We start from the raw sequence: 12,471 nt of genomic DNA, 5'->3' as shown, positions 1-12,471 counted from the left end.
GGTGGCGAATCCCCCTGATCGGGTGATGCCGTCCGCGAAGGGGGCGCAATTCGCCGTGGAACGTGGTGTGCTCTATGGCATGGACCAGCGGGTTGATAGTCCCTTGGAGGGGATGCGACAAGCCGGGCAGCCCGTGACGGGGCAGCCGACGACCGTGCGGCAGGCCGGGGCCAGGCGGCCCCTCGGGGAACTCGGGCGGGCCGCCCTCGGCCGGGCCGGGCGGGCCGCCCTCCTCGCCACCGGCCGGCCGCCCGTGCCGGACGCCCTGGAACCCCTCGTCCGGGTCCACCGTCGGCACCACCCGCAGGGCGACCTCGGCCTGCTCGCCCGGGCGTACCGGCTCGCCGAGGCCAGCCACCGCGGCCAGAAGCGCAAGAGCGGCGAGCCGTACATCACCCACCCGCTGGCTGTCACCATGATCCTGGCCCAACTCGGCGCCGGGACCACGACCCTGGTCGCCTCGCTGCTCCACGACACCGTCGAGGACACCGAGTTGACGCTGGACCAGGTGGGCGCCGGGTTCGGCCCCGAAGTCGCCTACCTGGTCGACGGGGTGACGAAGCTGGAGAAGGTCGACTTCGGCGCCGCCGCCGAGGCCGAGACCTTCCGCAAGATGCTGGTCGCCACCGGGGACGACGTCCGGGTGATGGTGATCAAGCTGGCCGACCGGCTGCACAACATGCGCACCATCCGGCACATGAAGCCGGCCAGCCAGGTGCGGATCGCCAAGGTCACCCGGGACGTGCTGATCCCGCTGGCCGAGCGGCTCGGCATCCAGGTGCTCAAGGCGGAGCTGGAGGACATCGTCTTCGCCACCCTGCACCCCGAGGAGTACGCCAGCACCCGCGCCCTGATGGCCGGTCACGAGGCCGAGCCGGACACCCTGCTGGAGCCCTTCGCCCACCGGCTCGCCCGGCAGCTGGCCGAGGCCGGGGTGGCCGCCGAGGTGACGGTGCGGCCCCGCCACTGCGTCTCGCTGCACCGGGTGCTGCTGCGGCGGGGCGACGTGCCCGGGCCGGACGGGCGGCCGCAGGCGCCGCGGCCGGCCGACTACGGGCGGCTGCTGGTGGTGGTCGAGGAGAACGCCGACTGCTACGCCGTGCTCGGCGAGCTGCACACCTGCTGGACGCCGCTGCCCGGGGAGTTCAAGGACTTCGTGGCCGCGCCCAAGTTCAACCTCTACCAGTCGCTGCACACCGCCGTGGCGCTCAGCGGCGGCGCGGTGGTCGAGGTGCTGGTCCGCACCCGGCGGATGCACGAGGTGGCCGAGACCGGGGTGGTGGCGCTCGGCGACCCGACCCGGGCGGGCGCCGTCCAGGACACCGACGAACTGGACCGCACCGACCCGGCCCGGCCGGGCTGGCTCAGCCGGCTGCTGGAGTGGCAGCAGGAGACGCCCGACCCGGACGCCTTCTGGTCCGCGCTCACCGCCGACCTGGCCGGGGACCGCGAGATCACCGTGGTGACGGAGAGCGGCGAAACGCTTCAGCTGAGGGCCGGCGCCACCTGCGTGGACGCGGCCTACCTGCTCGGCGAGGAGACCGGCCACCGGTGCATCGGCGCGCGGGTCAACGGGCGGCTCACCGCGCTGTCCACCGTGCTGGCGGACGGCGACCTGATCGCGGTGCTCACCGAGACCCTCCCGGCCGGCGGCGGACCGCCCTCCGGCCCCGACCCCGAGTGGCTGGCGCACGCCCGCACCCCCGCCGCCCGGCTGGCCATCGAACGCTGGCTGGCCGACCACCCGGCCCGGCAGCCCGCGGTCCGCACCGGCCCGGCCGGCGGCCAGCCCGCCCCGCCCGGCCGCCCGGCCGCCGAGCGGGGGACCGCCCCGGTCGCGGTGGCCGGACGGCCCGGGGCACCGGTCCGGCTGGCACGCTGCTGCACCCCGGTGCCGCCGGACGAGGTGGCCGGCTACCCGATCCGCGGCGGAGCGGCGGTCGCGGTGCACCGCACCGGCTGTCCGGCGGGGGAGCGGATGCGCGCGGACGGGCGGCCCGAGCTGGAGGTCCACTGGCAGCCGGAGGGCGCGCCGGCGGCCGGGTACCGGGCCACCCTGCGGGCCGAGGCGCTGAACCGGCCGCGGCTGCTCGCCGACCTCACCGCGGCGATCTCCGGCGCGGGCGTCGGCATCGTCTCGGCCGAGGTCGAGCCGCCGCAGGAGTCCCGGGTCCGGCACACCTACACCGTCGAACTGCCCGAGCCGGCCGTGCTGCCGGTGCTGATGCGGGCGGTGCTCAGGGTCTCCGGGGTGTACGACGTGAGCCGCCCGCAGGCCCCGGAGCGGGCGTAGCGGCGGCGCCCCGGGGGAAATGGGGATGACCGGCCCGCGCCGGGCGTGCGACCATCATGGGGAATTCACGGCCGGTCCACGGCGTTCTCCGGGCACAGGAGCCCGGTCGGCAGCCGGGGACCTGAGGGGTAGCTCACCCCGCCCGGACGGTAGCCGGGGCGGCAGCTGGGCAGACTCCGTACGGGACCGCCGACGCGGCCCCCCGAAGGCCACCCGTACCAGCGAGCCAAAGGACAGAATGACCTCCACGTTCGACACCCGCGACCACGCCGACGCTCCGCGCCGCCTCGACGGTCTGCGGGCGGAAGCCCTCATGGACGAGGACCTCGCGGCCATCGACGAGGACCTCGGCCACCACTACGACGGCGACCAGTACGACCGCAGCGAGCGCGCCGCCCTGCGCCGGGTCGCCGGCCTCTCCACCGAACTCGAGGACGTCACCGAGGTCGAGTACCGCCAGCTCCGCCTGGAGCGCGTGGTGCTCGTCGGCGTCTGGACGGACGGCACCCTGGAGGAGGCGGAGAACTCGATGGCCGAGCTCGCCGCGCTCGCCGAGACGGCCGGCTCCCAGGTGCTGGACGGCGTCATCCAGCGCCGCGACAAGCCCGACGCGGCCACCTACATCGGCTCCGGCAAGGCGAAGGAGCTGCGCGACATCGTCGCCGCCACCGGCGCCGACACCGTGGTCTGCGACGGTGAGCTCACCCCGGGCCAGCTGATCCACCTGGAGGACGTGGTCAAGGTCAAGGTCGTCGACCGGACGGCCCTGATCCTGGACATCTTCGCCCAGCACGCCAAGTCCCGGGAGGGCAAGGCGCAGGTCTCGCTCGCGCAGATGCAGTACATGCTGCCGCGCCTGCGCGGCTGGGGCCAGTCGCTGTCCCGGCAGATGGGTGGCGGTGGCTCCGGCTCCTCGGGCGGCGGCATGGCCACCCGTGGTCCCGGTGAGACCAAGATCGAGACCGACCGGCGCCGGATCCGCGAGAAGATGGCGAAGCTCCGCAAGGAGATCGCCGACATGAAAAAGGGCCGCGACACCAAGCGCCAGGAGCGCAGGCGCCACCAGGTGCCGTCGGTGGCCATCGCCGGGTACACCAACGCCGGCAAGTCCTCCCTGCTCAACCGGCTCACCGGCGCCGGCGTGCTGGTGGAGAACTCGCTGTTCGCCACCCTGGACCCGACGGTCCGCCGGGCCGAGACCCCGAGCGGGCGGCTGTACACCCTGGCCGACACCGTCGGCTTCGTCCGGCACCTGCCGCACCACCTGGTCGAGGCCTTCCGCTCGACCATGGAGGAGGTCGCCGACGCGGACCTCATCCTGCACGTGGTGGACGGCTCGCACCCCGAGCCGGAGACGCAGCTGGCCGCCGTCCGCGAGGTCATCGTCTCGGTCGACGCGCAGAACGTGCCGGAGATCGTGGTGATCAACAAGGCGGACGCCGCCGATCCGCACGTGCTCCAGCGCCTGCTGCGCCGCGAGCCGCACGCCATCGTGGTGTCGGCCCGCAGCGGCGCCGGCATCGACGAGCTGCTGAAGCTCATCGACGACGAGCTGCCGCGGCCGGCGGTCGAGGTGCGGGCCCTGGTGCCCTACACCCAGGGCGCGCTGGTCTCCCGGGTGCACGCCGAGGGGGAGCTGCTCTCCACCGAGCACACCGGTGAGGGCACCCTGGTGCACGCCAAGGTGCCGGCCGAGCTGGCCGCCGAGCTGGAGTACTTCGCGGTGGCCCTCCAGGGCTGAGCCGCGGCGTACGCGAGGGGCCCCGGGACGGATCCGCCGTCCCGGGGCCCCTCGCGCCGTTCCTACCGGACGTTCTTGGCGAAGTAGTCGAAGGCCTGCTTCGCCTGGTCCTGGAGCGAGGGGCCCGCCTGGTAGCCGGCCGGGTTGCGGTTGCCGACCGCGCCGACGCTGATCAGGTTGGGCTTGCCGTCCCTGACGACGAACCAGCCGCCGCCGCTGGAACCGGCCGTCATGGTGCAGCCGAGCACGTACAGCGGCGGGCGGGCCGGGTCGAAGGACAGCCGCCCCGGTGCGACCGGGGAGTCGCAGTGTTCGAGTTCCATGCCGTCGAACGGCCGCTCGGCCGGGTAGCCGTAGGCGGCGACCGCGGTGATCCGGTCGCGCGGGGCGTTGAACCAGATCGGGACCGAGCCGCCGACCGCCTCCTCCAGGGACCTGTCGGAGTCGTCCTCGCCGCGCACCCGGAGGATGCCGTAGTCGTACTGGTCGTGGGCGCCGACACCGCCCTCCTGGAGCCAGGTCGGCGAGACCAGCGCGCGCACCGCCGCCCACCGGCCGTACGGGGCGGCCTGCTGGTCGGGGTAGGGCTTGCCGTGGGCCGCCCGGCCGTCCCGGTTGAAGCCGGGCACGAAGACCAGGCCCTTCAGCCAGCCGCCGCCCCTGCCGTCGTGCAGGCAGTGCGCGGCGGTGTAGACGAGGTTGCTGCGGCCGGGGTTGGCCGGGTCGGAGACCACGGTGGCGGAGCAGGCCGCGTCGCCCTGCGGGGTGGTCATGAAGAGCCGGCCGACCACCGCCCCGGCCGGGCCGTACGGGTGCGGCAGCGGCTGGGCCGGGACGGCGGCGGGCGGGGCGTCCCGCTCGACGCCGTCCGCGGCGGGGGCGGTCAGCGAGTACTCCGGGGTGGGGCGGGGCTTGGCCGCGTCCATCCGGGCCGCCGTCCAGGAGCCGGCCGCCGCGCCGCCCGGGAAGCCGCTGTCGGCGACGTAGCGGGCCCAGTCCTCCACCTTCCAGCCGCTCAGGTCGCCCAGGCTGGTGGGCGCGGACGTGGGCAGGGCGGGGGGAGGGGCGGCGGGCCGGGCCGGGCCGGCCGGGCCGCACCCGGACGCGCCCAGGGCGAGTGCGGCGAGCAGCGCGGCGGCGCCCGCCGCGGCCCGGCTGGTGGTTCTCGGCATGCTGGATCGTCCCCCGTGCTGTGCTGGTGGTTCAATACCGCCCCCGTGGCGGCCGCTACTTCTTGGAGATCCAGTCCAGCGCCTGCTTGGCGACCGCCTCCAGGTACGGGCCGCTCAGCGAGGTGTGCTCCTGGGTGCCGATCGAGGTGTTGCTGACCAGGGCGGTCCGCCCGTCCGGCATGGTGGCGAACCAGCCGCCGCCGCTGGAGCCCTGGGTCATGGTGCAGCCGATGGTCAGCATGGTCGGGCGCTTGGCGTCGAAGGAGAGCCGGGTGGGCTTGCCGCCGTCGCACTTGTACAGCTCCTGGCCGTCGAACGGCTTGGTGAGCGGGTAGCCGGTGGCGGTGACCTTGAGCTGCTCGCGCGGCGCGTCGAACCAGACGGGGACGGCCGAACCGACGGTCTCCTCCAGGGACTTGCCGGTGTCGTTCTGGTTGCGCACGCGCATGACCGCGAAGTCGTACTGGTTGGCGGCGTCGCCGGTGCCGCCGCCCTCGACCATCCACTGCGGCGAGGTGGTGACCTGGTCGGCCCACCAGGTGCCGAGCGGGGCCAGCTCGGACAGCGGGGCCCGCTTGCCGCCGCTGGAGGCGCCCGAGTTGTTGTAGGCGGGCACGAAGACCAGGTCCTTGTAGAAGTTGCCGCCCTTGCCCTCGTGCACGCAGTGGCCGGCCGTCCAGACCAGGTTGCTCTTGCCCGGGTGCTGGGGGTCGGCGATCACCGTCGCCGAGCAGTTGCCGCGGCCGCCCTGGGCGGAGAAGAACACCTTGCCGGAGGGCTGCTTGGTGTACGGACGGGGCACCGCCACGGCCTTGACCGCCGGAGGCTCGGGGTCGGTCACGCCGTCGTCGGTGGCCGGCTTGGGCGTGGCGGGCGCCGGCTTGGCGGCGGGCGGGGCCGGGTCGGCGGGCTTGGAGTCGCCCATCTTGTCCGGGTCCCAGAAGTCCTTCACCACCGGGTTGTTGAAGACGTGCTTGGACGCCCACTTGTCCCAGTCCTCGAACTTCCACTTCTTCAGGTCGTCCCAGCTCTTGGGCAGTCCCTCCAGCAGGCTGGTCGGCAGCCCGGACGGGAGGGTGATCCCGCCGATCACGCCGCCCGCGCCTGGGCCCGCGGCCTGGCCGGACGTCGAGGCGGGCGGCGGCTCGGGGCTGTTCGTGCCGCCCGGCGGGCCGTCCGGCCCGCAGGCGCTCACGGCGAGCAGGGTGCCCGCGGCCAGGGCGGCGGCCAGCGCCGACCGGTGGATCGTTGCCATCTGTGCGTTTCCCCCTGTGCTCGGTGGTTCGGTGCCGGGCGGTGCCGTGTGCCCGGGTGGTGCCGCGGCCGGCGGTTCCACTTCCGGGTGGTGGGTACCCGGCCGATTCGTGCGGCGACGGACCGCCGCCCTGGAGTCTTCCATCGGGGACGAGGACGGCGGTGCCCGCCCCCCGGGTTCCGCGGCCGCCGGGAGATCTCCGATCCGTGACCCGGGCCGGGTCGGTCCGAGGATGCAGCAGGGCGTCCGGCCCCGGAAGCGGACAATCCGAGATCTTCACCCGGACGAGTGAGCAGTCCTTGTGATCACCCATCACGGATAGGTAACCCTTACCTGACGCGACGGTGCGAGCGCCCGCCGACCCCTCCACCACAGTGCGCGTCAGCACCCCCACGCGCCCCAAGGAGCAGCCTTGAGCACCGCCGCCCTCACCGGAGCCCCGCCCGTAGTGCCGCCGCCCGCCGCGGAACGGCCCGTCGGACACGACCTGCTGCTGGACCCCGACCCGACCGTCGCCGCCGAGCAGGCCGGCCTGGAGGCCCTGCTGCGCTGCTGGACGCGGGAGACCGGGGCCCGGCCCGGGCCGGACGGCCGGCTGCGGATCGCCGTCCTCGGCGGCGCCGCCAGGCTCACCGTCCCGGTCCGCTACTGGTCACCGGGCGGCTGGCACCGCTTCGGGCCCGCCACCCTCGCGGCCGGCGAGGGCACCGCCGACGCCCCGGTGGACGCCGTCACCACCGCCGCGCTGCTCGCCGCCGCGGCCGCCGAACGGCCCGACCCCGGGCAGGTCGCCGACCTCGCCGCCCGGGTCGCCGACTCGGTCGTGCGCACCGCCGAGATCCTCGCCCACCGCCGCACCGGCGCCGTCCCCGGCGGGCCGGAGCGCTCGCACTTCCTCGCCGCCGAGCAGTCCCTGCTGCTCGGCCACCCGCTGCACCCCACCCCGAAGAGCCGCGACGGCCTCGGCCCGGCCCAGAGCGCCGCCTACTCGCCCGAACTGCACGGCTCCTTCCAGCTCCACTGGTTCGCGGTGGACCGCGCGCTGCTCGCGGCCGGCTCCGCCGTCGCCGAGAGCGCCGAGCGGCTCACCGCAGGCCTGTTCGACGGCGGCCCGGCGCTGCCGCCCGGCACCGCCGCCCTGCCGCTGCACCCCTGGCAGGCCCGCGAACTCGCCCACCGCCCGGCCGTCGCCGCGCTCCTCGCGGACGGGCTGCTGCACGACCTCGGCCCGGCCGGCGAGCCCTGGTACCCCACCTCCTCGGTGCGCACCGTCTACCGGCCGGGCACCCCGTGGATGCTCAAGCTCTCGCTCGGCCTGCGGATCACCAACTCCCGCCGGGAGAACCTGCGCAAGGAACTGCACCGGGGCCTGGAGATGCACCGGCTGCTGGAGAGCGGACTGGCCGCCGAGTGGCGGGCCGCCCACCCCGGCTTCGACATCGTCCGCGACCCGGCCTGGATCGGCGTCGACCACCCCGACCTCGGCGACCCCGGCGGCCTGGACACCGTGCTGCGAGCCCAGCCCTTCGCCCCCGCCGAGCGCGCGCTGTGCGTCGCCGGACTGGTCGCCGAACAGCCGCTGGGCACCGGCGACACCGTGCCCTCCCGGCTCGGCGACCTGCTGCGGGCGCTGGCCGGACGCTGCGGCCGACCGGTGCGGACCGTCGCGGCCGAATGGTTCCTGCGCTACCTGGACGCGGTCGTGCTGCCCATCCTCTGGCTGGACGGCCGGGGCGGCATCGCCCTGGAGGCGCACCAGCAGAACAGCATCGTCCACCTGGACGCCGAGGGCTGGCCGTGCGGCGGCCGCTACCGCGACAACCAGGGCTACTACTACCGGGAGAGCGCCGCCGAGCGGCTCACCGCCCGGCTGCCCGGACTCGGCGCGGACAGCGACACCTTCCTTCCCGACGAGGTGATCGACCACCACTTCGCCTACTACCTCGGCATCAACCACGTGCTCGGCCTGATCGGCGCCTTCGGCTCCCAGCGGCTCGCCGACGAGACCGTGCTGCTGGCCGCGCTGCGCCGCTTCCTGGCCGGCCCGCGGGCCGCCGCCACCCGCTCGGCGCTGCCCGCGCTGCTGCTCGACGCGCCCGCACTGCCCTGCAAGGCCAACCTGCTGACCCGGATCAACGGGATGGACGAGCTGGTCGGCCCGGTCGCCAGCCAGTCCGTGTACGTGGACATCCCCAATCCGGTGGCGGGTGCCTGATGCCGCACGACCTGCCCGGGTGGGGCGCCGTCCCCACCCCGGCCGGCGAGTTCCGGCTCGGCCCGGTCCGGCTGCCCGCCGACCTGGAGCTGATCACCGGGTGGATGAACGACCCCGAGGTCGACGCCTTCTGGGAGCTCGCCGGCCCGCCGGAGGTCACCGAACGGCACGTCCGGACCCAACTGGACGGCGACGGCCGCAGCACCCCGTGCCTCGGCCTGCTCGACGGCGAGCCGATGAGCTACTGGGAGGTCTACCGCGCCGACCTCGACCCGCTCGCCGCGCACTACCCGGCCCGGCCGTACGACACCGGCGTGCACCTGCTGCTCGGCCCCGCCACCAGCCGCGGCCGGGGCCTCGGCGCCCTGCTCCTGGCCGCGCTCGCAGAATTGATTCTCCGCCACGTTCCGCGCTGCGAAAGGGTGGTGGCCGAGCCCGACGTCCGCAACCGGCGGTCCGTCCGGGCCTTCGAACGGGCCGGGTTCCGGGCCGCCACCGAACTCGACCTGCCCGGCAAGCGCGCCGCCCTCATGGTCCGCGACCGAGCCCCGGGGCCCGTCGTGCGACAGGCCCAACTCCCCGCCTAGGACACCCCTGTGGACACCTCGACAACCACCGCGTACGACCTGCTCGGCGTCGGCATCGGCCCGTTCAACCTCTCGCTCGCCGCCCTCGCCGAGCCGGTGCCCGGCCTGCGCACGCTCTTCTGCGACCAGCGCCCGGAGTTCCGCTGGCACCCCGGCATGCTGGTGGAGGGCGCCCGGATGCAGGTGCCCTTCCTCGCCGACCTGGTCTCCCTCGTCGACCCGACCAACCCGTGGTCCTTCCTCAACTACCTGCGCGAGCAGGACCGGCTGTTCCCCTTCTACTTCGCGGAGCGCTTCCAGCTGCCGCGCCGCGAGTACGACCACTACTGCCGCTGGGCCGCCGAACGGCTGGCCAACTGCCGCTTCGGCACCGAGGTCACCTCCCTGCACTGGGACGCGCCCTGGTACCGGGTCGAGCTGACCGACACCGCGACCGGACGGCGCTCCTCCGTACGGGCCCGCAACCTCGCCCTCGGCGTCGGAACCAGGCCGGTGCTGCCCGAGGCCTTCGCCGCGCTGGCCGGCCACCCGCGGGCCTTCCACTCCGCCGAGTACCTGGACCGCCGCGCCGACCTGGCCGGCGCCCGGGACATCACCGTGGTCGGCAGCGGGCAGTCCGGCGCCGAGGTCTTCCTCGACCTGCTGCGACGCCACGAGGACGACCGGGTCCGGCTGCGCTGGCTCACCCGGACCAGGGCGCTCGCCCCCATGGAGTACTCCAAGCTCGGCCTGGAGCACTTCACCCCCGACTACACCCGCTACTTCCACGGCCTGCCCGCCCCCGTCCGGGACACGCTGGTCGCCGCCCAGTGGCAGCTGCACAAGGCCGCCAGCGCCGAGACCCTCGCCGAGATCCACGACCACCTCTACGAGCGCACCATCGGCCGCCCGATCGACACCGCCCCGGTCGAGATCAACCCCGGCACCACCGTCACCGACGCCCGGCCGGGCCCCCGCGGCGGCCTCGAACTGCACTGCCGGCACGACGACTCCGGCGCCGAGCACCTGCTGCGCACCGACGCCGTGGTGCTCGCCACCGGCTACCGGGCGGCCCGCCCGGCCGCGCTCGAACCGCTCGCCGGACTGATCGACTGGGACGAGTCCGGTCGCTACCGGGTCGACCTGGACCATCGGGTCGCCACCCGGCCCGAACTCGCCGGCGGGCTGTACGTCCAGAACGCCGAACTGCACACCCACGGCGTCGGCACCCCCGACCTCGGGCTCGGCGCCCACCGGGCCGCCGTGATCCTCAACGCCGTCACCGGGCGCACCGTCCACCGGCTGCCCGACCGCACCGCCTGGACCGGCTTCGCACCACCCGTCCCCGCGAGCCCGCCACAGACCCCCGCCGTCCCCCGCCCCCAGGAGTTGACCCGTGCCGCAACCGTCGGCCGCTGAACCGCCGCTCCACCTGCCCCCGCACCTCACCGCCGGGCACTGGCAGCGGGCCGGCCGCGCCCTGCTGGCCAAGATGCTCGGCGAGTTCGCCTACGAGGAACTGCTGCGGCCCGCCCCCGGCGACGAGCCCGGCGAGTACCGGCTGGAGCTGCCCGAGACGGAGTACCGTTTCACCGCCCGGCGCGGCGCCTACGACAGCTGGCAGGTCGACCCGGAGTCCGTCCGCTGCACCCGCCCGGACGGGCTGGACCCGCTGCGCTTCCTCCCGTACGCCCGGCAGACCCTCGGCATGAGCGGCGAGACCACCGGCCACCTGATCCGCGAGCTCTCCGCCACCCTGACCGCCGACGCCCGCCAGCTCGCCACCGCGCTCACCGCCGCCGAACTCGCCGAGCTCGACCACGCCGCGCTCGAAGGCCGGCAGACCGGCCACCCCTGGATCGTCCCCAACAAGGGCCGGATCGGCTTCTCCGGCATCGACGCCGCCCGCTGGGCCCCGGAGGCCCGCAGCCCGCGCCCGCTGCCCTGGATCGCGGTGCACCGCCGCCTCGCCGAGTACCACGGCGTGCCCGGCCTGGAGCGGCCCGAGCAGCTGTACGCCCACGAACTGGACGACGTGGACGCGATGCGCGCCGCGCTCGGCCCGGACGCCAAGGACTACCTGCTGCTGCCCGTCCACCCCTGGCAGTGGGAGCAGACCATCCTGCCGCTGTTCGCCCCCTGGATCGCCTCCGGGGAGATCGTCCCGCTGCCCTCGGACGGCGACCCACGGCTGCCCCAGCAGTCCATCCGCTCCTTCTTCAACACCGCCCACCCCGAGCGCTGCACCGTCAAGCTGCCGCTGTCCATCCTCAACACCCTGGTCTGGCGCGGCCTGCCGGTCGAGCGCACCCGGGCCGCGCCCGCCGTCACCGCCTGGCTGCTCGGGCTGCGCGACGCGGACCCGTACCTGCGCGACGAGTGCCGGGTGATCCTGCTCGGCGAGATCGCCTCCGTCACCGTCGACCACCCGCTCTACCGCGAGCTGCCCGAGGCGCCGTACCAGTACAAGGAACTGCTCGGCGCGATCTGGCGCCAGCCGCTCGGCCCCTTCCTGGACGGCGACGAGCGCGCCCGCACCCTGGCCGCGCTGCTGCAGACCGGCTCCGACGGGCGGGCGCTCGCCGCCGAGCTGATCGCCCGCTCCGGCCTCGCCCCCGCGGACTGGACCGCCCGGCTGTTCGCCGCCATGATGCCGCCGCTGCTGCACTTCCTCTACCGCTACGGGCTGGTCTTCTCCCCGCACGGGGAGAACGCGATCGTGGTCTTCGACGCCCGCGACGTGCCGGTCCGGCTCGCGGTCAAGGACTTCGTGGACGACGTCAACCTCAGCGCGCAGAGCCTGCCCGAACTGGACGGCCTGCCCGGGGACGTGGCCGAGGTGCTGCTGCGGGAGGGCCCGCAGGGCCTCTGCCAGTTCATCCACTCCGGGCTGTTCATCGGCGTCTTCCGCTACCTCGCCCCGCTGCTGGAGGAGCAGACCGCACTGCCCGAGACCGAGTTCTGGGCCCTGCTGCGCGCCGAGGTGCTCCGCTACCAGGACCGCTTCCCCGAGCTGGGCGAGCGCTTCGCGCTGTTCGACCTGTTCCGCCCCCGGATCGACCGGCTCTGCCTCAACCGCAACCGGCTCCTGCTGGACGGCTACCAGGACCGCCCGCACCGCCCGCACGCCGCCCGGTACGGGACGGTGCCGAACGCGCTGGTCGCCGTGGACGTGCGAATGCCCGCGCAGCGGGACCGGATTGTCACCCCCGCCCCGTAGGCTGGGAGG

8 protein-coding genes are annotated in these 12,471 nt (G+C 74.7%); 6 read left to right on the top strand and 2 right to left on the bottom strand.

Translation table 11 applies throughout. The features are described from left to right. The first annotated feature begins 79 nt into the window (after nucleotides 1–79). Both ACFRAR_RS07390 and hflX read left to right on the top strand, forming a co-directional pair. On the top strand, nucleotides 80–2,293 hold the full coding sequence (locus ACFRAR_RS07390) for a RelA/SpoT family protein (RefSeq protein WP_380695762.1): 2,214 nt from the start codon (nucleotides 80–82) through the stop codon (nucleotides 2,291–2,293). A gap of 238 nt (nucleotides 2,294–2,531) precedes the next feature. Continuing rightward, complete coding sequence (hflX, locus tag ACFRAR_RS07385; RefSeq protein ID WP_380695760.1) at nucleotides 2,532–4,034, top strand: GTPase HflX; 1,503 nt, start codon at nucleotides 2,532–2,534, stop codon at nucleotides 4,032–4,034. A 62-nt stretch (nucleotides 4,035–4,096) separates the two neighbouring features. Here hflX and ACFRAR_RS07380 read toward each other — a convergent pair whose 3' ends face one another. Continuing rightward, nucleotides 4,097–5,206 carry a trypsin-like serine peptidase gene (locus ACFRAR_RS07380; RefSeq protein WP_380695758.1) on the bottom strand — a complete coding sequence of 370 codons (1,110 nt, stop codon included), beginning with the start codon at nucleotides 5,204–5,206 and terminating at the stop codon, nucleotides 4,097–4,099. A gap of 55 nt (nucleotides 5,207–5,261) precedes the next feature. Next, on the bottom strand, nucleotides 5,262–6,461 hold the full coding sequence (locus ACFRAR_RS07375) for a trypsin-like serine peptidase (protein WP_380695756.1): 1,200 nt from the start codon (nucleotides 6,459–6,461) through the stop codon (nucleotides 5,262–5,264). 412 nt (nucleotides 6,462–6,873) lie between these two features. Here ACFRAR_RS07375 and ACFRAR_RS07370 point away from each other — a divergent pair, with 412 nt between their 5' ends. From ACFRAR_RS07370 to ACFRAR_RS07355, 4 genes are read left to right on the top strand one after another with little or no spacing between them, the layout of a single operon-like run. Further along, nucleotides 6,874–8,676, top strand: coding sequence for an IucA/IucC family protein (locus ACFRAR_RS07370; protein WP_380695754.1), 1,803 nt, complete (start codon nucleotides 6,874–6,876; stop codon nucleotides 8,674–8,676). Then, nucleotides 8,568–9,263, top strand: coding sequence for a GNAT family N-acetyltransferase (locus ACFRAR_RS07365; protein WP_380695832.1), 696 nt, complete (start codon nucleotides 8,568–8,570; stop codon nucleotides 9,261–9,263). Before ACFRAR_RS07370 ends, ACFRAR_RS07365 begins: the two co-directional genes overlap by 109 nt. Nucleotides 9,264–9,272: 9 nt before the next feature. Continuing rightward, nucleotides 9,273–10,661, top strand: a complete 1,389-nt coding sequence (locus ACFRAR_RS07360) for a lysine N(6)-hydroxylase/L-ornithine N(5)-oxygenase family protein (protein ID WP_380695752.1) — start codon at nucleotides 9,273–9,275, stop codon at nucleotides 10,659–10,661. Next, nucleotides 10,639–12,462 (top strand): IucA/IucC family protein, encoded by a 1,824-nt coding sequence (locus ACFRAR_RS07355; protein ID WP_380695750.1) that lies wholly within the window; start codon nucleotides 10,639–10,641, stop codon nucleotides 12,460–12,462. The genes ACFRAR_RS07360 and ACFRAR_RS07355 overlap by 23 nt, the downstream gene beginning before the upstream one ends. The last annotated feature ends 9 nt before the right edge of the window (nucleotides 12,463–12,471 follow it).

This window comes from Kitasatospora sp. NPDC056651 (genome assembly GCF_042792155.1).
Classification (GTDB): domain Bacteria; phylum Actinomycetota; class Actinomycetes; order Streptomycetales; family Streptomycetaceae; genus Kitasatospora.
Note: the sequence above shows the minus strand (reverse complement) of the source record. Positions and strands in the feature narration are given on the sequence as shown.

Coding starts and splice junctions, on each gene's coding strand:
- ACFRAR_RS07390 (WP_380695762.1), top strand. CDS start 80: ATGGACCAGCGGGTTGATAGTCCCTTGGAGGGGATGCGACAAGCCGGG.
- hflX (WP_380695760.1), top strand. CDS start 2,532: ATGACCTCCACGTTCGACACCCGCGACCACGCCGACGCTCCGCGCCGC.
- ACFRAR_RS07380 (WP_380695758.1), bottom strand. CDS start 5,206: ATGCCGAGAACCACCAGCCGGGCCGCGGCGGGCGCCGCCGCGCTGCTC.
- ACFRAR_RS07375 (WP_380695756.1), bottom strand. CDS start 6,461: ATGGCAACGATCCACCGGTCGGCGCTGGCCGCCGCCCTGGCCGCGGGC.